This is a genomic window from Aeromicrobium sp. Leaf350 (assembly GCF_916858655.1).
Lineage (GTDB): Bacteria > Actinomycetota > Actinomycetes > Propionibacteriales > Nocardioidaceae > Aeromicrobium.
The window spans coordinates 530605-549878 of sequence record NZ_CAKASL010000001.1; the positions used below are offsets into that span (position 1 = coordinate 530605).

Consider the following 19274-nt stretch of genomic DNA (forward strand, 5'->3'; position numbering starts at 1 on the left):
ACTACCCCCGGATGTGGCCGAGCACCTCGTCGCGGACCTTCGCCATCGTGGCCTCGTCGTCGCCCTCGACGTTGAGCCGCAGGAGGGGCTCGGTGTTGGAGGCGCGGACGTTGAACCACCAGGTGTCGGCCGTGACCGTCAGACCGTCGAGCCGGTCCTGGTCGAGATCGCCGTACGCCTCGACGAGGCGGTCGATGACCTCGGTGGCGTCGGTGACGGTGCTGTTGATCTCACCGGACGCCGCGTAGCGCGTGAAGCTCTCCATGAGCTGCGACACCGTGCCGTTGGTCTCGGCGAGCGCGCCCATGACGTGCAGCGCCGCGAGCATGCCGGAGTCGGCCAGGTAGAAGTCGCGGAAGTAGAAGTGGCCCGAGTGCTCGCCCCCGAAGACCGCGTCGGTGCGCGCCATCTCTGCCTTGATGAGCGAGTGGCCCACGGGCGTGCGCACGGCCGTGCCGCCGTTCTCGGTGACGATCTCCGGCACCGCGCGGGAGGTGATGACGTTGTGCAGGATCGTCGCCCCGGGCTGCTCGGCGAGGTAGCGGGTGCCGATGAGTGCCGTGATGGCGGACGGCGCCACGAGCTCGCCGCGCTCGTCGACCACGAAGCAGCGGTCGGCGTCGCCGTCGAACGCGAGGCCCAGGTCGGCGCCGTGCTCACGCACGGCCGCCTGCAGGTCGACCAGCGTCGAGGAGTCGAGCGGGTTGGCCTCGTGGTTCGGGAAGGTGCCGTCGAGCTCGAAGTACAGCGGCACCAGCTCGACGTCGATCTTGTCGAGGACGGCGCTGGCCGTGTGGCCGGCCATGCCGTTGCCGGCGTCGGCGACGACCTTCAGCCGACGGCCGGAGACGGGGGCCAGCGAGACGACGAGCTCGGCGTACTCCTGGAGGAAGTCGCGCTCGGTCAGCGTGCCGAGCAGGGCGCCGACCGGCTGCTCGAGCAGGTCACCCGCGGCCTCGGCGATCGTCGCCAGCCCGGTGTCGAGACCGATCGGCCGGGCGCCGGCCCGGCACACCTTGAAGCCGTTGTAGCCCGCCGGGTTGTGGCTGGCCGTGACCATCACGCCGGGGAGGTCCAGCACGCCCGAGGCGGCGTAGAGCATGTCGGTGGAGGCCAGCCCGATGAGCACCACGTCACCGCCCTGCGCGCGGATGCCGTCGGCGATCGCGCCGGCCAGCTCGGGCGAGGTGTCCCGCATGTCGTGACCGACCACGACGGTGCCGCCACCCTCGCTGACCCCCACCTCGTCGGCGTAGGCGCGGCCGAAGGCCAGCGCGAGGGAGGCGTCCAGCTGGTCGGGGGTGGTGCCGCGGACGTCGTACGCCTTGGTCACGGCAGCGAAACGGGGGTGCATGGATCTCCTGGGTCGGCCGGCGGGTCGACACGAGCCTAGTCGTCGCCCGAGGTGGGCGCGCCGGACGGACCTCAGTCGCGCGGAGGGACGCTGCTGAGCCCGGGCGGACCCGGCTGCTGCGGCTGCGTGCGGACGTCGCGGCCCGCTTCACGGACGGCGTCGGCGAGCGCCAGGAGGTCGTCGCGGGACGGCTCGGAGGCACCGGCGTCGATCGCGAGGCGGATGACGTTCCAGCCCTGCGGCACGGAGAGCCGGGCCGCGTGGTCGACGCACAGGTCGTACGTGTGGGGCTCGGCGGCCGTGGCGAGCGGGCCGATCACGGCCGTCTGGTCGGCGTAGACGTACGTGAGCGTGGCGACAGCCGCGGACGGGCAGCCGGCTCGGGTACAGCGTCGGACACTCACCCGGGCGAGACTACCCCGGCGGTCCGTCAGACCCGGCGAGACTCGCGCCGCGGCTACGATCGGCTCGTGGGCACCCCATCGCGTGACGAGCGCCGCTTCGTCGGTCCGGGGCTCGACCCCGTCGTCACCGGACCTCGACCGGGCCGCCTGCGCGACCGCCGCGGCCGCGGCGCGCGAGGACCGTTGGCGCTCCCCGGCCCCCTGTCGCCCACGAGCGTGCCGCTGCACCGCGCCCCGCGTGACGCCTTCGACCGTCTCGTCGCCGACGTGCTGGCCGCACTCGAGCCCCACTTCGTCCGCGAGACCGACGACGTCGACGTCGTCGTGGAGGAGGCGCCGCTGCTGCCGCCCGAGTGGGACGAACGCGTGCCCACGAGCGTCGTCGCGCAGCACCTCACCCCCGCCCGCCTCGTCCTCTACCGCCTGCCGCTCGCCAGCGGCTGCGAGACGCGCGCCGACCTCGAGGACGCCGTCTGGGACGCGGTGCTCGACGGCCTCGCCCAGGTCTGGCACGTCCCCCCGGAGTCCCTCGACCCGAGGTAACGCGCCGGTGGTTGAGGTGCGAGTGCCGCCTGCGGCGCGAGCCTCGAAACCTCCCGGTACGTGACCGCTCCCGTCGCCGACGGACAAGCGGCATGGACCGCGAGCGGCCCCCGGCGGTCGCCTCACCCCCGCGCCTGCACGATGTGGTCACTCCGGTCACGATTTGGGGCCACATTCGTGACAGAACTGACCACATCGTGCGGCCGTCGAGATATGGCGACTTTGGTCCCATTCTGGCGCCCAAAATGGGACCAAAGTCGACACATCTGGGCGGGGACACCCCTCGCGGTCCATGCCGCTTGTCCGTGGGGCGCGCTGGGCCGATCAACCGCCCCTGAACCGCGCTGGGCCTAGAACCCCGGGCGGACGTCGGGGCCGAGGGCGTCGACGGGCGCTTCCTCGAGGCCGAGCAGCGAGAGCAGGTTCTCGACCCGGTAGACGGCGGTGCCGTGCACGGGTTCGTCCGCACTGAGCACGACGTAGGCGATCTCGGGCGAGCCGAAGGCCGCCGGGTCGGCGAGGTCGACCTGGCCGAGCACGGTCGAGCCGACCTCGACCGTCGTCGACCCGACCGAGGTCATCGAGGCGTCGAACGCCTCGACCGTGACCTGCGCGGTCGCGTCGTCGGCCAGCAGCTGCAGGACGGGACGCAGCGGACCCGCGCCCGTGTCGACCGGCACGACGACGGGTCCGGTCCAGGCGGGGCTGGACGTCGCGTAGGCGAAGTCCTGCGCCGACGCCGTGACCCGGACGGTCGACAGCACCGGTCGGTCCGACGAGATGCGGAAGGCCGTGGCGTCGACGCCGGACGCCGCGGGCAGCGGGACGGAGACGACCGAGCCCGCGGGCACGGCCACGGCGTCGAGACCCTCGGGCACGAAGTCGGACTCCGCGCCGGCCTGGCGCACCGACGCCGTGGCGGCCGTGCTGCCGGGATTGGCGAGCAGGAGCGTGCGGGTGCCGGACGCCGCGACGCCCGGCAGGACGGTCTCGGTGGCGGGCTCCCCGGTCGAGGGCAGGACCTCCGAGCCGGCCAGGACCGAGGTGGAGGTGTCGACCAGCGCCGACGTCACCGCGCCACGGGTGCGGACCACGCGCAGTGCGACCTCGTCGGCGCCGACCGCAAGGTCGCTGATGCTGACGGTGCGGGTCTCCCCCGGCTCCACGACGATGCCGGTCTCGCCGACCGCGTCGATCGGTCCGGCGGGCCCCCAGAGCTCGACGTCGACGCTGCCGACCACGTCGGCGACGTTGGTCAGCACGAGCGACGACGCGTGGCGTGCGGTCGTGCCGGCGCCGAGGTACCAGGTCTCGTCGGTGACGCGGGGACACGCGCTGACGACCAGCCCGTTGCCGGAGGCAAGCCGTCCGGCGGCGTAGGCGACGCCACCACCCGTGCCGTCCTGGCGGACCGTGGCGCTGTCACCCGTGGCCGCGGCCGGGGTCCAGACGTCGGGGTCCAGGTCGGTCCGGGCGGTGTCCTCGCCGGTGGTCGTCGAGACCTCGCTGGAGGTGCCCGCGTCCACCTGACCTGCGGACGCCGTGAGGCCTCCGCCGATCGGGCACGCGGCGACCGACGCGGCGATGTCGACCTGGCGCGGACCGGTGGGGGCGGGTGTGGCGGGCCCGACCACGATGCCGAGGGCCACCACGACCACGCCCACGAGGGGCAGCGTGAGGACCTTGAGGGTCTCCAGCCCCATGCGGGGCTTGACCGAACGCCGACGGCTCATGGCAGGACCACCGCCTCGTCCTCCTCGACCTCGTCGGCGAAGGGCTCCGGCTCGGGCCGGCGGCGCACCGGCGCCGTGAGCACGAGGGCCAGGAGCCAGCTCACGGCTTGCACCAGACCCAGGGCGACCCGCCACCAAGGGCTGTCGCGCACCGTGACGTCGGCCTCGCCCTCGATCGTCCAGACGCGCGACGTGGGGCTCTCGCTGCCGGCCGGCTGCATCGAGGGCGCCGAGTCGACGCGTGACGCCAGCTGCTCGTCGGCGTCCGGCAGGTAGACGGCCGTGATGCCGGCGTCGAGCAGCGTCTGGACGTCGCCGGCGGACGGCGAGCTCAGGAGTCGGTCGACCGCGGTGCGGACCTCGTCGGCCGCGTCGGACGAGCGCGACATCGCCTCCTCGCCCAGGTGCTCCCCCGCGCCGCGCACGACGACGTAGGTGGCGCCGGACTCCAGGTCGCCCCGCACGACGAGCGTCGAGCCGTCACGATCGACCAGGTAGGCGGGGACGACGCCGACGGAGCCGTCGTGGAGGGGATCGTGCGAGCCGCGGACCAACCAGTGCAGGCCGGCCAGCGCCGGGAACACCAGGGCGAGCACGACGAGCCCCGCGGTGAGGCGACGCGGCAGGAACTCCAGCTCCTCGGACGCCAGGAGCGCAGCCCCCAGCATCGAGCCGAGGAAGACGCCGGCCGGGAGCGCGAGCGTCGGGACGATGCCGGACGCGCCGCTCGGGGTGCCGTACGTGACGGTGTAGCCGAGCACCGCGGTCGCCAGGCCGACGAGTCCCACGATCCAGGCCCACCGCACCTCCGAGCGGGTGAGGGCGGGCAGGAGCGAGAGCGCACCGACGAGCACGGCGGTGATGCCGATCCACCCCGGCGCCGACCCGGGGCCCGACCAGCCACCGAGGACGGACGACGGGAGCGACGGGTCCGCCGAGACCGCGAGGCCCGCGTCCCAGAAGACGCGCCAGGGGTTGAGCGCGCGCTGCACCAGCCACGGTCCGAGCAGGACCACCATGACCCCGACGGACAGGGCGACCTGGGTCGCCAGCGCGCGGAGCTCCGCATGACCGCGGCGAGCACCCAGCACCACGGCGAGGCCGAGGAGCGTCATCGGCAGCACCAGCGGGGCGAAGGCCGCGCCGATCGCGGTCCAGATGCCGAGCCGCAGACCCGTCTGCCAGTGCGGCACGGCGACGAGCTGCAGCGCGACGTTCACGATCACGGGGGCGACGACGAGGCCCACGACCGTGCCCAGGCGGCCCTGGTCGATCGCACCGCCGGCGGCGACGACGAGCCCGTAGGAGATCGCGAAGGTGATGCGGGCCGAGCGATGGCTGCTGACCAGACGGGCGAGGCGGTGGGCCGTGAGTCCCGCGAGCACCGGACCGAGGACGAGGAGGGCCCAGACGAGCAGCTCGGGCGCGAACCAGACCGGGATCGCGGCGAGCGCCAGCAGCAGCACGTAGGGCGGAGCGGTCGCGAGCGTCGGCAGGCCGATGTCGTCGGCACCCCGGAGCACGAGCTCCCACCAACCGCCCGCGGTCTCGGGCGCCGGCAGCAGTGCCCCGCCCGACAGGCCCGGCAGGAGCTGACGACCGGCGACCAGCGCCAGGATCGTGAACAGGACCGTGGCGGTGAGCCACGGACGGCGACGCCAGATCGACGGACCGGCGTCGAGCTCGATCTCCTCGCCGTCCTCGGTGTCGTCGTAGTACGTGCGGCGGCCGACGGTCTCGACCGTCTCGGGCCGCACCATCGCGCGCACGGTCTCGACGAGGGTGTCCCAGGTGTGCTGGTACGGCAGCCACCACGGCGGGAACAGGTGGGCGATGTCCTCGTGCGGGACGCGAGCCGTGGACTGGCGCCAGCGGCGGGCGCGCTTCAGCCGTCCCGGGTGCAGATAGATCGAGCGGAGGGCGAGCAGCTCGTCGGCCGCCCCCTCCGGGTAGCGCTCCACGAGCTGACCGACGAAGCGCAGCAGGGTGCCGAAGAACAGGCGCACGTACTGCCACGCGAACCGGCGCGTCGACACGTTGGCGAGCACCGTGAACATCTCGGCCCGACGGCGCTCGAAGTGGGGCGGGTCGCCCGCGCTGCGCTCGCGCACCCGGCGCCGGCTCGCCTCCGCGTGGAAGACGACGGCCGCCGGTGCCGTGCGGACCCGGTGCCCAGCGCGGTTGGCCCGCCAGCCGAGGTCGAGGTCGTCGGCGAACAGCGGCATCTCCGGGTCGAGCCCGCCCAGCTCGTCCCACACGTCACGGCGGACGAGCATGCCCGCGGTGTTGACGGCCAGGACGTCCTCGGCCCAGTCGTGCTGGCCCGCGTCGGGCTCACCCGTCTCCAGCCCGGTCTCGCGCGAGGCGGTGCCCGAGAGCGTCAGGCCGACCTCGAGCAGGCGACGCAGCGACGGCCACTCGCGGATCTTCGGGCCCACGATGCCGACGTCGGAGGATCGGGTGGCCTCGTCGAGCAGGCCGGCCAGAGTGCCCGGGGTCACCGTGACGTCGTCGTGGAGCAGCCAGATCCAGTCGGTGCGCGGCAGCTCGGACAGACCGAGCCTGACCGCCTGACCGAATCCGGTGCCGGAGGGCGCGTAGGTGATGCGCTCGGCGCCGAACGACCGGCGGAGCAGCTCGGCCGAGCCGTCGGTCGAGCTGACGTCGACCGCGTGCCAGGCCGTCGGCGCGTGCGTCAGGCCGGCGAGGGACGACAGGACCTTCGGGAGCCAGGTGGCCCCGTCGTGCGAGACGAGGACCGCGGCGACGGTGGGTGGACTGCTCCGCCACGTCGGGGTTGTCTGCTCGTCGTCCACGAGCGTCGACACTACCGGGCACGTGGATGAGCGGTCCGGGACGTCACGGGCCGCAGAGCGGGCTCCGTGACGGGGGTCTCAGGCGCGCTTCTTGAGCTTGCGCCTCTCGCGCTCGGACAGACCGCCCCAGATGCCGAACCGCTCGTCGTGCTGGAGCGCATAGTCCAGGCAGTCGCTGCGGACGTCGCAGGTCAGGCAGACCCGCTTGGCCTCACGCGTCGATCCGCCCTTCTCGGGAAAGAAGGCCTCCGGATCGGTCTGGGCGCACAAGGCGCGCTCCTGCCACAGGAGTTCTTCGGTGTCGCCCACCGGAAGGCCCAGATCGAATGACATGCATGTGATTACAGTCCCTCATCTGCCACACGTCAAGCCGAAAGTCCAAGATGGTGCCCCTGGACGGCGTGTCGCCCTGTGATTACGGCACGATGGACCGCATGCAACTCGTCCTGCTGTCCGGTGCGGCCGGTACCGGTCTGGCCCGGGAGCTCGCCGGTCGGTGCGAGCTCACGGTGGTCGCCCCGACCACCCGTGACTCGTGGGCCGACGGCCTCAAGCGGTCCCCCGACATCGACGCCTTCCTCTCCGATCCCGCCCACGAGCCGACCTACGGCGTCGCTCGGGCCCTGGAGGAGCTGGCCTTCGGTGCCGCGTGGCAGCGGGCGCACGACGACGAGATCGCCCTGCGCATCATGCGCACGGAGCTGCTCCACGCCGACTTCACGATGACCACCGCCGTCGCCGCGCTCGCCGAGCGCCGGAAGCTGCCGTTCACCCTGCTCCCACTGAGCGACGACCGCGGCGAGATGCGCTACGTCGTGACCGACGAGGAGTCGGGATCGCGCGCCGTCCACCACGACGAGTACCGGGCAGCGCTGCCCGTGGGCACGCCGCTGGAGCCGGCCGTCGTGGCCCTGACCTGGTCGGTGACCGAGCAGGTCGTCGAGGCCGTGAAGGCCTCCGAGCAGACCACGGTCGCGGTCGTCGGGGCGGACGCCGTGCTGCGGCACGCGATCGAGGCCATCGCCGCGCGCGTGCCGGAGGCCCGCTTCGTCGACGTGTCCGAGGCGGGCGTCGCCGAGGTCCTGCGCGCCGTGACGACGCCTCGATGAGGCCGACCAGCACCCTCTTCGACCTCGCCGCGCGGGTCGACCGTCCGGCTGCTCCGCTCGTGACGTACTACGACGCGGGCACCGGCGAGCGGGTCGAGCTGAGCGGCGTCACCACCGCGAACTGGGTCGCGAAGACGGCGAACTTCCTGCTCGACGAGCTCGACGCCGAGACCGGCGCGCGCCTGCGCATCGGCCTGCCGTCGCACTGGCTCCGGATCGTGTGGCTGCTCTCGGCCTGGCAGGTCGGGGCGGTCGTCACCGACCGCGACGCCGGCATCGCCGTGACGGGCCCCGACCTCGACGCGGACGAGCCCACTCGCGTCGCGTCGGCCCTGCTGCCGTTCGGCGTGAGGTTCCCGACCCCGCCGGAGGGCTTCCTCGACATCGGCGCGGAGATCCCGGGACATCCCGACATCTTCCTGGGTCTGGACCGCCCCGATCCCCAGAGTCCTGCGGTCGACCTGCCCGGCCTCGCTGCCACCCACGCGGACCTCCTGGGCACCGCCCCGGACGACCGCCGACTCCTGATCGGCGAGGGTGACGTGACCCGCGACGCCGTCCTCCTCGTGGCCGCGTGCCTCGGCCGCGGCTCGTTGGTGCTGTGTCGCGGCGGCGACGAGGCCGACCACGAACGGATCGCCGTTCAGGAACAGGCCACCATCTGGTCGCCGACCGTTTGACCTGAACCCCTAGCGTCCGGTGACGTGGTGACCACCGAGCCTGACGCGATCGCGCCCGCGGCCCGGCCGGGGCTGGTCCCGCTGACGCTCGTCGGGGGGCGACCGCCGCTCGGGACCTACCTCCGGCAGGTCTGGCAGCGCCGCTCGTTCATCTATGCGCTCGCGCGGTTCCGCATCGAGGCCGAGAACCACCAGAACCGCCTCGGCATGGCGTGGGTCGTGCTCAAGCCGCTGCTCAACGCCGGCCTCTACGGGACCATCTTCGGCGTCCTGATGGCCAGCGGCCGGCCGCCCCACTTCGTCGAGTTCCTCGTCATCGGCGTGTTCCTGTTCGAGTTCTTCGCGACCTCGTTCACGAGCGGCGCCAAGTCGATCACCACCAACACCGCTCTGGTGCAGAGCCTCGCGTTCCCGCGGATGGCGCTGCCGATCGCGGTCGTGCTCCAACGGCTCCTGCAGTTCGTGCCGATGCTCGCGATCATGGTCGTGGTGGTCGCGGCCTTCGGCCACCCGATCGGCCCGGAGTGGCTCCTGCTCGTGCCGCTGACGGTGCTGTTCTTCGCGTTCAACACCGGTCTCGCGCTGATCGCCGCACGGCTCACGGTCCACGTGCGCGACCTCAACAACCTGCTGCCCTTCATCACGCGGATCACGTTCTACACGACCGGGATCTTCTTCAGCATCGAGCAGCGCTTCGCCGACGACCCGCTCGTGCTGCGCATCGCGTCCTTCGTCCCGCTGCACGAGTTCCTGACCCTCGCGCGGGGCGTGCTGCTGGACGACCCCGTCTTCGAGGCACCTCCGGAGTTCTGGCTGTACGCGAGCGTGTGGTCGATCGGGGTGCTGGTGGTCGGGATCGTCTTCTTCTGGGCCGCGGAGGAACGCTATGGCCGGACCGACTGACCCGCAGGGGCGCCGCCCCGTCGTCGTGGTCGACGACCTGCACGTGGAGTACCGCGTGCTCGCGACCGGCAAGCGCGCCAAGGCCGGCGAGGCCCGGGGCGGTCTGCTCCACCGCGGACGCACGACCCGCACGGTGCACGCGCTCCGCGGCGTGAGCTTCACCGCCTACGAGGGCGACAGCGTCGGTGTCATCGGGGCCAACGGGTCGGGCAAGTCGACGCTGATGCGCGCGATCGTCGGCCTGACGCCCGCGACCCGCGGCACGGTCCAGGCGGCCGGGCGCCCGAGCCTCCTGGGCGTCGGCGCCGCGCTGGTCAAGGAGCTGTCGGGATCGCGCAACATCATCCTCGGCGGGCTCGCGCTCGGCTTCACCCGCGAGGAGATCGAGGCCCGCCACGACGACATCGTGGCCTTCGCCGGCCTCGAGGAGTTCATCGACCTGCCGATGCGGACCTACTCCTCCGGCATGACGGCGCGGCTGAAGTTCGCGATCGCGACGGCCCGCAACCACGACATCCTGATCGTCGACGAGGCGCTCGCCGTCGGCGACAAGGGCTTCCGCGCCAAGAGCGAGGGCCGCATCCGCGAGATCCGTGACGACGCCGGCACGGTGTTCCTCGTGAGCCACTCGATGAAGTCGGTGCGCGACACGTGCAGCCGCACGGTCTGGATCGAGCGCGGCCGCCTCGTCATGGACGGCCCGACCGACGAGGTCGTCACCGCCTACGAAGCCCGCTAGCCGAGGACCTAGCCCCAGGAGGCCTCGAGCTCGGACAGGGCACTCTCGAGGTGCAGGAGGAGCCGCTGGAGGTGCGGCACGGTGCGGCGGCAGCCGATGATCCCCACGTCGATGTGTCCGGCGCGGCTCGTCAGCGTGATGTTGATGGCCTGTCCGTCCAGCGCGATCGAGACGGGGTACATGCCGTCGAGGCGCGCCCCGTTGAAGTACATCTCCTCGGTCGGTCCGGGCACGTTCGAGACGATCACGTTGAAGGGCGGGTGCGTGTACTTCACGAACCCGGGCACCGGGGTGAAGGCGAGCGGCAGCATCTGCAGCGCCGAGAAGGCGAGGATCTGGGTCGGCGTCAGGTCGCCGAGGATCCGCTTGGCCTGGCGGGCCGAGTAGGCGATCTCCTCGAGGCGGGTCGAGCCGCTCTCACGGTCGGTCGCCAGGTTGACGATGATCACGCCGACCTGGTTGCCGCCCGTGCCGTCGTCCTCGCCGGCACGGAGGGCGAGCGAGACCGGCACCATCGCGGTCATCGGCTCGTCGGGCAGCGCGTTGTTCTCGACGAGGTACTCGCGCAGCGCGCCCGAGACCATCGCCAGGACGACGTCGTTGAGCGTCGTCGCCGACGACTTCGCGACGCGGCGGATGCGCTCGATCTCCCACGACTGGGCGGCGAAGCGCCGGGCGCCGCCGATCGGCACGTTGAACATCGTCCTCGGCGCCCGCGGCAGGGTCAGGTCGTTCGACCCGATCGCCTCCGCCGCGATGCGGGCCGACGCGGGCAGCAGCCCCGCGAGGTCGCCCGCCACGCCCATCGCGGCGCCCGCGAACGAGCGCGCCATCGACAGCGGCGCGAACCCTCCCCCACCGGAACCGTCGGGTCGTCCGCCGGTGCGCTCCGGCTGCAGCCACGGCGGCAGGCAGTCGTCGGCCTCCGCGTCGGTGCTGAGCGAACGCTGCATGAGCCGGATCGCCGAGACGCCGTCGATCATCGAGTGGTGGACCTTGTTGTAGACGGCGAACCGGCCGTCCTGCAGCCCCTCGACGACGTGGCACTCCCACAGCGGGCGGTGCCGGTCGAGCAGCGAGCTGTGCCAGTGCGAGGTCGCCTGCAGCAGCTCACGGATGCGCCGCGGCTCCGGCAGGGCCGAGTGCCGCACGTGGTAGTCGAAGTCGACGGTCTCGTCGAGCGACCACCAGGTGTTGCCGACCGCGCCGACCGGCTCGGCCGGCCGCTTGCGGAACAGCGGGTTCACGTTGTCGCTGCTGCGGAACTGCTCGATCAGGTCGCGCACGTACTCCGGCCCTGCGTCCGCCGGCGGCTCGAAGAGCTGCAGGCCGCCGACGTGCATCGGGTGCTCGCGGGACTCGGCGAGCAGGAACATCGAGTCGGTCGGCGGCATGAACGGCATGGTGGGTTCCTCGCGCAGGTGGATCGGACGTCGCGTACGCTAACGAGCGGATGTGAAGCAAGTCACAACAGGTCACGTTCTCGTGAAATCTCGAGAGCCGCTGGGGAACGGCAGTGACAGGAGGGAGTCGAGATGGGAAGCCACCTCACGGTAGCCGCGGACGCGCAGTTCCGCTCTGGTGCGAGCCTGCCGTCCCAGGTGCTGGCCTTCGGGCTCAAGCACACGGTCCGACCGCTGCTCGACACCTGGTCGAGGCTGCCGTTCGACGTCTTTCCGCCGAACCTCCTCGAGCACGCCGCCCGCCTCCTGCCCGCGCCCGAGGGCACGCGCTGGCGCACGGTCGACCTGCCGCACTGCCGCGCCGAGTACGTCATGGGCGCCGACGTCGACGACCTGCCCGGCCAGGGCGGGGCGATCCTGTACCTGCACGGTGGCGCCTTCCTGACCTGCGGCCTGAACACGCACCGACGCCTCGTCTCGCGCGTCTCCTCGGCCTCCGGGGTCCCGGCGCTCAACGTGGGCTACCGCCAGATGCCGTACGAGCCCGTCACCGAGTCGATCGCCGACGGCCTCGAGGGGCTCCACTGGCTGCTGGCCCAGGGCCACCGCATCGAGGAGATCACGATCGCCGGCGACTCCGCCGGTGGCTACCTGGCCTTCGCCGTGGCCCGCGCCGCGATGGACGCGGGGCTCGGCCGGCCTGCGGGCGTCGTCGCCCTCTCGCCGCTGCTCGACTTCGACCCCGCGGGCAAGGCGGCCCACCGCAACGCCCACCGCTGCCAGACGTTCTCGCTGCGGGCCGTCTCGAAGCTCACCGACGTCACGGACCGGCTCGACACCCGTCGTGGGGTCTCCGGTCGTCGCACCTGCCCCGTCAACATGCCGCTGGCCGACATGCCGCCGACCCTGATCCACGTCGGCTCCCGCGAGATCCTCCTGGCCGACGCCGAGCTCATGGCCAACCGCCTCGTCGCGGCCGGCGTGCCGTGCGACCTGACGGTCTGGGACCGCCAGGTCCACGTGTTCCAGGCCGCGGCCTCGTGGGTGCCGGAGGGCCGGGCCGCGATCAGCGAGATCGGCTCGTTCATCAGCTCGCTCGAGGCGCGTGAGGGCACGGTCCACGCGCCCGCGACCGCGACGTCCACCGGCTCCCTGCGGGGAGGTCGTCGGAGCTCCGCGGCACCGGCCTGACCCGGGACACCGCCGGTAGGGTGCTCACGTGAGCAGCAACCCCGGACGCATCTTCCTGTCCCGCATCGTCGGTCAGCCGGTCTTCGACCCGGCCGGCGACCGCGTGGGCAAGCTGCGTGACGTCGTCGTGACGGTGCGCTCGGCCGGACGACGACCGCGGGTGCTGGGCATCGTCGTCGAGGTGCTCGGGCGACGCCGGGTCTTCCTGCCCATCACGCGTGTCACGTCGCTCGACGGCGGGCAGATCATCACGACGGGCGTCGTCAACATGCGCCGCTTCGAGCAGCGCAAGCACGAGACCCTCGCGGTGCACGAGCTCTTCGACCGCCAGGTCTCGCTGCGCGACGGCGTGCCCGGCACGGTCTTCGACCTCGCCATGGAGATGGACGCCCGCCGGGACTGGCACCTCACGCACGTCGCGGTGCAGGAGTCCGGCAAGCGCTTCGGCCGCCGCGGCACGGCCCACACGCCGGAGTGGTCGGACGTGGTCGGCCTGGCCGACGAGGACTCCGTGCAGGGTGCCCAGCACCTGCTCAAGACGATGGACGAGATGCGGGCCGTCGACCTGGCCAACGCGCTGCTCGAGGTCACCCCGAAGCGTCGTCTCGAGATCGCGTCCGAGCTCGGCGACGAGCGCCTCGCCGACGTGCTCGAGGAGCTGCCCGCCAGCGCCCAGGTCGAGATCCTCGGCGTGCTCGACCCCGAGCGCGCCTCCGACGTCGTCAGCGAGATGAACGACGACGACGCGGCCGACCTGCTCGGCTCGCTGCCCCCGGCGACAGCCGAGCAGCTCCTGCAGCGCATGGAGCCCGAGGACGCCGAGGACATGCGTCGCCTGCTGACCTACGAGGAGGGCACGGCCGGCTCGATGATGACGACCGACCCCGTCGTGCTCGCCCCCGACGCCACGATCGCCGAGGCCCTCGCCCGCGTGCGCGAGCCCGACCTGATCCCGGCCCTCGCCTCGATGGTCTACGTCTGCCGCCCGCCGGTGGAGACCCCCACGGGCCGCTTCCTGGGCGTCGCGCACCTGCAGGCCATGCTGCGCCACCCCCCGTCGACCCTGGTGAGCGCGATCGTCGACGACGACATCGAGTGGCCGCGCCCGGAGTCGTCGCTGGCCGACGTGTCGAGCCTCCTGGCGGCCTACAACCTCGTCGCCCTGCCCGTGATCGACGAGTCGAAGCACCTCGTCGGTGCGGTCACGATCGACGACGTGCTCGACCACCTCCTGCCCGAGGGCTGGCGCGAGTCCTCCACGGACGGGGTGCGTCATGGCTGAGCAGTCCCGTCGCGACAGCGACCGCCAGAGCCGGCTCGACCAGCCGCGCGACCGCCGCCGCGGGTGGAAGAAGGGCACGTCCTTCGACACCGAGCGGTTCGGTCGGTTCGCGGAGTCGTTCGCCCGGTTCATGGGCACGGCCACGTTCCTGGCCGGCATGACGGTCTTCATCATCGTGTGGCTCGTGTGGAACGTGCTCGGCCCCGAGGACGCGCAGTGGGACCCCTACCCGTTCATCTTCCTCACGCTGATCCTGTCGCTCCAGGCGTCGTACGCGGCCCCGCTGATCCTGCTCGCGCAGAACCGGCAGGAGGCGCGCGACCGCGTGCAGCAGCAGCAGGACCGCGACGCCGACGCGCAGTCGCACGCCGACATGGAGTTCCTGGCCCGCGAGGTCGCCAGCCTGCGGCTGGGCCTGGGCGAGGTCGCCACGCGCGACTTCCTGCGCAGCGAGCTGCGCAGCCTCGCCGAGTCCCTCGACCCCTCTGACGACTCCGAGCGGCGCGAGAAGCCCAAGAAGGACAAGCGCGACTCCTCCTCGTCGTGACCCCTCCTGGCTGACTGAGGCAGGACTCACCTCGGACGCACAGCGGGCCCCCGTACGATGGAAGGCATGGCCGTCGTCACCGAGGAACAGGTCCGTGAAGCGCTCACGCGCGTCAACGACCCCGAGATCAAGCGTCCCATCACCGAGCTGGGGATGGTCGACACGATCACGATCGACGACACCGCGATCACGGTGCGCCTGCTGCTGACCGTGGCGGGCTGTCCCCTCAAGGACACGCTGACGCGTGACGTCACGAACGCCGTGGCCGGGGTCGCCCCCGCCCACCTCGTGCACGTCGACATGGGCGTCATGACCGACGAGCAGCGTACCGACATGCGCGCGATGCTCAAGGGCGGCGCGGCGGAGAAGGAGATTCCCTTCACGCAGCCCGGCAACCTGACCCGGGTCTACGCGATCGCGTCGGGCAAGGGCGGCGTCGGCAAGTCCTCCGTCACGGTGAACCTGGCCGCGGCCATGGCCCTGAGCGGGCTCAAGGTCGGCATCCTCGACGCCGACATCTACGGCCACTCGATCCCCGACCTGATGGGCGTGGGTGACCACCGCCCCACCCAGGTCGACGACATGATCATGCCGGTGCCCGTGCCGGTCGCCACGCTCGGTGACGCGCCGGGCGCCCTCGTGGCCCCCGACATCAAGGTCATCAGCATCGGCATGCTGAAGCCGCGCAAGGACCAGGTCGTCGCGTGGCGCGGGCCGATGCTCGACCGTGCCCTCGTGCAGATGCTCAGCGACGTCTACTGGGGCGACCTCGACGCCCTGCTGCTCGACCTCCCGCCGGGCACGGGCGACATGGCCATCAGCGTCGGCCAGCACCTGGCCAACGCCGAGGTCGTCGTCGTGACCACCCCGCAGCAGGCCGCCGCCCAGGTGGCCGAGCGGGCCGGCACGATGGCGTCGATGCTGCACCAGCGCGTCGTCGGTGTCGTCGAGAACATGTCGTACCTCGAGCTCCCCTCGGGCGAGCGCATGGAGGTCTTCGGCAAGGGCGGCGGCCAGCAGGTCGCCTCGACCCTGGCCGAGCGTCTCGGCCACGACGTGCCTCTGCTGGCCGAGGTCCCCCTCGACGAGGAGCTGCGTGTCGGCGGCGACGGCGGACGCCCCATCGTGGTGGCCAACCCGCAGTCCACCTCGGCTCGCGTCCTGCAGGCCGCGGCCGACCGGCTCAGCGGCCGCTCCCGTGGCCTGGCCGGCATGCAGCTCGGCCTGACCCCCGCCGGCCGGCTCTAGGACCCACCGTGTTCGGGATGGGCTGGGCCGAGATCGGCGTCATCGCGGTCGTGGCCATGCTCGTCTTCGGACCCGAGCGGCTCCCCGAGCTCGCACGGCAGGCCGGCGGATTCGTCCGCACGGTCAAGCAGATGGCCGACAACGCCAAGAACGACCTCGGGCGCGAGATCGGCCAGGACCTCTCCGGCCTCCAGCTGCGCGACCTCGACCCCCGCGAGGCCGTGCGTCGCACGTTCCTCGACGAGCCGGCGCGCACGAGCGTCGCCGCCAAGGCCGTCGCCGCACGGTCGCTGCGCCCCGGCGAGAAGCCGCCCTTCGACGCCGAGGCCACCTGACGCGCCCCACCCGGGGTCCCGAGATGTGCTCCCGAATCCACCGAAAGGTCGACGCCGGTCGGTGGATTCGGGAGCAAATCTGGGGCGGCGTCAGCCCGCGGCGACCCAGGAGGTCATGCGGTGCAGGCCGTCCTCGATGCGCTCGACCGTGGACCGGGCGGGGGTCGAGGGCAGCTGCGAGACGACCTGTGCGATGCGGTCGGTCCCGGCGTCGGTGACGACGGTGTAGACGACGCCCTCGGCCTCCCAGGCGACGACGGTGGGCATGCCCTCGCGGACCCAGACGTCGGAGCCGGCGACCGTGCGGCGGTCGAAGCCGGCCATCGCGGGCTCCTCGAGCGCCCCGATCTGCTCGATCAGGTGAAGCTGCACGTGCTCGCCCTCGTACCGCAGCGAGACCTCGGCGTCACCGACCAGACGGCCCTCGATGCGGTCCAGGTCACCCGCGAGCGTGACGTGGCAGGGCCATCCGTCGGCGTCCAGCTCGTCGAGCTCGGCCGTGCTGAGCCTCTCGCCGCCCACGGTCGAGGTCGAGGCAGCCACCACGTCGGGCGCGCGCTCCGAGGCGGCCTCCTGCAGGAAGTCGGCGGCGTAGCCGTCGAAGTCGGGGCTCACGGGGTCGGCCGTGGTGGGCGGCGTGGGCGCCAGCACGTAGGCCAGCAGCAGCACGGCCGCAGATGCGCCCACCAGCGCGACGACGACGCCGAACGAGCGCTGCAGGGCCTGGCGGCCCCGTGGGTCGGCCGGTCCCGGGTCGGCCGCGACCGCGGCGAGCGCGGCAGCCAGGTGCGCCGGGACCCCGGTGCTCGGGCCGGCGGACATCCGCCGCTTGAGCTGCTCCTGCTGGATGACCAGCTCGCGGCACCGCTCGCACCCGGACAGGTGACGACGCGCCAGCTCCTCGCGCTCGGGCGAGAGCTGCCCGTCGACGAAGGCCGCGACATCGGCACCGAGATGGGTCATCCGATCCCGACCGGTCCCCAGACCCGCGTGCGACCACGGCTCGGCGCGCGGTGGGCCAGCGCCGCCCGCAGCTGGGTCCGTCCGCGGTGGATCCGCGACCGGACGGTGCCGAGCTTGATGCCGAGCACGTCGGCGATCTCCTCGTAGGTCAGTCCCTCGACGTCGCACAGCACCACGACGACCCGGAAGTCCTCCGGCAGCGACTGGAGGGCCTGCTCGATGTCGGGGTCGAAGCCCGCGTCGTGCACCGTCTCCTCGGGCCGCAGGTCGCGCGCGAGGATGCGCTCCTCCGCGCCGTCGGCGAAGCGGTCCATGCGGATGCGGGTCGCGCGGCGGGCGCGGTCGAGGAACAGGTTGGTCGTGATGCGGTGCAGCCAGCCCGGGAAGTTGCCCGGCTCGTAGGTGTCGAGCGAGCGGAAGACGCGCACGAACACGTCCTGCGTCAGGTCCTCGGCGTCGTGCGGGTTGCCCGTGAGACGCAGCGCCAGCCGGTACACCCGCGCGGAGTGCTCCGAGACGATGGCGTCCCACTCGAGGGAGGGGTGCGGCTCGCTCTCGGCCGCTGCGCTCACCTCGGCGCCCGGCGCGGGGCTCACCTGGAGGCTCGTCACGGAGTTCCTGTCGCTCGTCATGGGTCGATCGTGGCGCTTCTTGCTGAGAGAACGCCCAGCACCCGCTGACGGTTCCCCAAGCACCTGCACCGGTCTCGAAGTGCCCCCATCCTCCCGCGCGCCGCCGGAGTCTGCAGGCCGGATCGCACTACGCTGGCGCCGTGGCCCGGAGGACAGCATGATCAACGCAGCCAGCCTGACGTTCGCGGAGGAGTACCCCCGCGAGGACGCCGTCCTGGCCGAGGCCCGACAGCGCGCGACGGTCGTCGGAGTGGTGCCGATCGGCGCTGGCGGTGGAGCGACGCTCGCCTTCCTCGCTGCGGCCGTGGGCGCCAAGGCGGTCGTCGAGATCGGCACGGGCACCGGGGTCTCCGGGCTCTGGATCCTGCGCGCCGCCCCGGACGCCGTGCTCACGTCGGTGGACCTCGAGGCCGAGCACCAGCGGCACGCCCGCGAGGTCTTCGGGCTCGCCGGACTCGCACCGCAGCGATTCCGTCTGATCGCCGGGGCCGCGCTCGACGTGATGTCGCGGCTGGCCGACGGCAACTACGACCTGGCCTTCCTCGACGGCGACAAGGTCGAGTACGGCGAGTACCTCGACGAGGCGATCCGCCTCGTGCGGCCCGGCGGCCTCATCTGCTTCGACAACGCCCTGTGGCACGACCGCGTGGCCGATCCGTCACAGCGTGACCCGGAGACGACCGCGATCCGCGAGCTCATCGCCCGCGTGAGCGACGACGAGACGTTGCGCGCGATCGTTCTCCCGGTCGGCGACGGACTCCTCGCCATCCAGAAGATCGGCTGAGTCAGCTCTCGAAGCGGGCCGACGACCGGAAGCCGGCCGGGCCCCGCACGACCGCGACGACCTCGTAGGGCTCGATCAGGATCGGCAGGCTCCCGATCAACCGGGTGCCGGCGGCGGTCGCCACGCTCGCCTCGAACTCCTCCTGGAACTCGGCGCGCGCCTCGGCCGAGACGAACACGTAGGTGCCCTCGAACCACTCACCGTCACGGGCACGCCACGTCTTGTGACGCAGCCCGTCCATGCCGGCGAACCGGGCGAGGGACTCCTCCTCGATGAAGGCGTGGAGCCGTTCGAGCGTGCCGACCGGTGCGTCGGTCAAGGACCAACGCACCGAGAGTCCGAACATCAGACCGCTTTGAGGGCGTCGCCGAGCGTCGCTGCTTCCTCGTTGTTGAGCTCGACGACCAGGCGGCCTCCACCCTCCAACGGGACGCGCATGACGATGCAGCGTCCTTCCTTGGTGACCTCCATCGGACCGTCTCCGGTCCGTGGCTTCATGGCCGCCATGAGTTCCCCTCTCGTCGAGCAGGACCCGCCGTCGCAGCGGGCCCGAGCCCCCATTATCGCCCATGGTCGCGACCGATGCGACGTCACCTGGGTTCCAGGTG

21 protein-coding genes are annotated in these 19274 nt (G+C 72.3%); 11 read left to right on the top strand and 10 right to left on the bottom strand.

The window, feature by feature from the left end:
- Nucleotide 1 precedes the first annotated feature (1 nt).
- Together LO931_RS02700 and LO931_RS02705 are read right to left on the bottom strand one after the other, a co-directional pair.
- A complete protein-coding gene (locus LO931_RS02700; protein WP_229051681.1) occupies nucleotides 2-1354 on the bottom strand; it encodes a phosphomannomutase/phosphoglucomutase in 1353 nt (450 codons plus the stop codon).
- Between the two features lie 71 nt (nucleotides 1355-1425).
- Complete coding sequence (locus LO931_RS02705) at nucleotides 1426-1758, bottom strand: DUF3499 domain-containing protein (protein ID WP_229051682.1); 333 nt, start codon at nucleotides 1756-1758, stop codon at nucleotides 1426-1428.
- A gap of 66 nt (nucleotides 1759-1824) precedes the next feature.
- Here LO931_RS02705 and LO931_RS02710 point away from each other — a divergent pair, with 66 nt between their 5' ends.
- Nucleotides 1825-2301: a metallopeptidase family protein gene (locus LO931_RS02710; RefSeq protein ID WP_229051683.1), complete on the top strand. Its 477-nt coding sequence runs from the start codon at nucleotides 1825-1827 to the stop codon at nucleotides 2299-2301.
- A gap of 350 nt (nucleotides 2302-2651) precedes the next feature.
- Here the strand turns inward: LO931_RS02710 and LO931_RS02715 are convergent, their stop codons facing one another.
- From LO931_RS02715 to LO931_RS02725, 3 genes are all read right to left on the bottom strand, one after another.
- Nucleotides 2652-4034: a DUF5719 family protein gene (locus tag LO931_RS02715; RefSeq protein ID WP_229051684.1), complete on the bottom strand. Its 1383-nt coding sequence runs from the start codon at nucleotides 4032-4034 to the stop codon at nucleotides 2652-2654.
- Complete coding sequence (locus LO931_RS02720) at nucleotides 4031-6850, bottom strand: glycosyltransferase (RefSeq protein ID WP_229051685.1); 2820 nt, start codon at nucleotides 6848-6850, stop codon at nucleotides 4031-4033. The genes LO931_RS02715 and LO931_RS02720 overlap by 4 nt, the downstream gene beginning before the upstream one ends.
- A 78-nt stretch (nucleotides 6851-6928) precedes the next feature.
- Entirely contained in the window at nucleotides 6929-7183 is a 255-nt protein-coding gene (locus LO931_RS02725; RefSeq protein ID WP_229051686.1) for a WhiB family transcriptional regulator, read from the bottom strand.
- 101 nt (nucleotides 7184-7284) lie between these two features.
- On the opposite strand from LO931_RS02725, the gene LO931_RS02730 reads away from it, so the two are divergent.
- Genes LO931_RS02730 through LO931_RS02745 form a run of 4 tightly spaced genes read left to right on the top strand, consistent with a single transcriptional unit; the run spans nucleotide 7285 to nucleotide 10281 of the window.
- A complete protein-coding gene (locus LO931_RS02730; protein WP_229051687.1) occupies nucleotides 7285-7959 on the top strand; it encodes a 2-phospho-L-lactate transferase CofD family protein in 675 nt (224 codons plus the stop codon).
- Nucleotides 7956-8639, top strand: a complete 684-nt coding sequence (locus tag LO931_RS02735; RefSeq protein ID WP_229051688.1) for a TIGR03089 family protein — start codon at nucleotides 7956-7958, stop codon at nucleotides 8637-8639. The genes LO931_RS02730 and LO931_RS02735 overlap by 4 nt, the downstream gene beginning before the upstream one ends.
- Nucleotides 8640-8663: 24 nt before the next feature.
- On the top strand, nucleotides 8664-9542 hold the full coding sequence (locus LO931_RS02740; RefSeq protein WP_229051689.1) for an ABC transporter permease: 879 nt from the start codon (nucleotides 8664-8666) through the stop codon (nucleotides 9540-9542).
- Complete coding sequence (locus tag LO931_RS02745; protein ID WP_229051690.1) at nucleotides 9526-10281, top strand: ABC transporter ATP-binding protein; 756 nt, start codon at nucleotides 9526-9528, stop codon at nucleotides 10279-10281. Before LO931_RS02740 ends, LO931_RS02745 begins: the two co-directional genes overlap by 17 nt.
- An 8-nt stretch (nucleotides 10282-10289) precedes the next feature.
- Here LO931_RS02745 and LO931_RS02750 read toward each other — a convergent pair whose 3' ends face one another.
- The gene (locus LO931_RS02750) at nucleotides 10290-11684 is read right to left on the bottom strand and encodes a wax ester/triacylglycerol synthase family O-acyltransferase (protein ID WP_229051691.1); all 1395 of its coding nucleotides are present in this window, start codon (nucleotides 11682-11684) and stop codon (nucleotides 10290-10292) included.
- 132 nt (nucleotides 11685-11816) lie between these two features.
- On the opposite strand from LO931_RS02750, the gene LO931_RS02755 reads away from it, so the two are divergent.
- The 5 genes from LO931_RS02755 to LO931_RS02775 all read left to right on the top strand — a co-directional run bounded on the left by LO931_RS02755 (nucleotide 11817) and on the right by LO931_RS02775 (nucleotide 16287).
- Entirely contained in the window at nucleotides 11817-12875 is a 1059-nt protein-coding gene (locus tag LO931_RS02755) for an alpha/beta hydrolase (protein WP_229051692.1), read from the top strand.
- Nucleotides 12876-12903: 28 nt separating this feature from the next.
- A complete protein-coding gene (locus tag LO931_RS02760) occupies nucleotides 12904-14157 on the top strand; it encodes a magnesium transporter MgtE N-terminal domain-containing protein (RefSeq protein ID WP_229051693.1) in 1254 nt (417 codons plus the stop codon).
- On the top strand, nucleotides 14150-14704 hold the full coding sequence (locus LO931_RS02765; protein WP_229051694.1) for a DUF1003 domain-containing protein: 555 nt from the start codon (nucleotides 14150-14152) through the stop codon (nucleotides 14702-14704). The genes LO931_RS02760 and LO931_RS02765 overlap by 8 nt, the downstream gene beginning before the upstream one ends.
- A 66-nt stretch (nucleotides 14705-14770) precedes the next feature.
- Entirely contained in the window at nucleotides 14771-15952 is a 1182-nt protein-coding gene (locus tag LO931_RS02770) for an Mrp/NBP35 family ATP-binding protein (protein WP_229051695.1), read from the top strand.
- Nucleotides 15953-15969: 17 nt separating this feature from the next.
- Nucleotides 15970-16287, top strand: coding sequence for a sec-independent translocase (locus tag LO931_RS02775; RefSeq protein ID WP_229053058.1), 318 nt, complete (start codon nucleotides 15970-15972; stop codon nucleotides 16285-16287).
- Nucleotides 16288-16377: 90 nt separating this feature from the next.
- On the opposite strand, the gene LO931_RS02780 is transcribed toward LO931_RS02775, so the two are convergent.
- Both LO931_RS02780 and sigE read right to left on the bottom strand, forming a co-directional pair.
- Nucleotides 16378-17250, bottom strand: coding sequence for an anti-sigma factor (locus LO931_RS02780; protein ID WP_229051696.1), 873 nt, complete (start codon nucleotides 17248-17250; stop codon nucleotides 16378-16380).
- Nucleotides 17247-17882, bottom strand: coding sequence for an RNA polymerase sigma factor SigE (gene sigE, locus LO931_RS02785; RefSeq protein ID WP_229051697.1), 636 nt, complete (start codon nucleotides 17880-17882; stop codon nucleotides 17247-17249). Before sigE ends, LO931_RS02780 begins: the two co-directional genes overlap by 4 nt.
- A gap of 157 nt (nucleotides 17883-18039) precedes the next feature.
- Between sigE and LO931_RS02790 the strand changes: the two genes are divergently transcribed.
- Nucleotides 18040-18666, top strand: coding sequence for an O-methyltransferase (locus LO931_RS02790; RefSeq protein ID WP_229051698.1), 627 nt, complete (start codon nucleotides 18040-18042; stop codon nucleotides 18664-18666).
- Nucleotide 18667: 1 nt separating this feature from the next.
- Here LO931_RS02790 and LO931_RS02795 read toward each other — a convergent pair whose 3' ends face one another.
- Both LO931_RS02795 and LO931_RS02800 read right to left on the bottom strand, forming a co-directional pair.
- Nucleotides 18668-18985: a hypothetical protein gene (locus LO931_RS02795; RefSeq protein WP_229051699.1), complete on the bottom strand. Its 318-nt coding sequence runs from the start codon at nucleotides 18983-18985 to the stop codon at nucleotides 18668-18670.
- Between the two features lie 26 nt (nucleotides 18986-19011).
- Entirely contained in the window at nucleotides 19012-19173 is a 162-nt protein-coding gene (locus LO931_RS02800) for a DUF3117 domain-containing protein (protein ID WP_019145023.1), read from the bottom strand.
- Nucleotides 19174-19274: the final 101 nt, after the last annotated feature.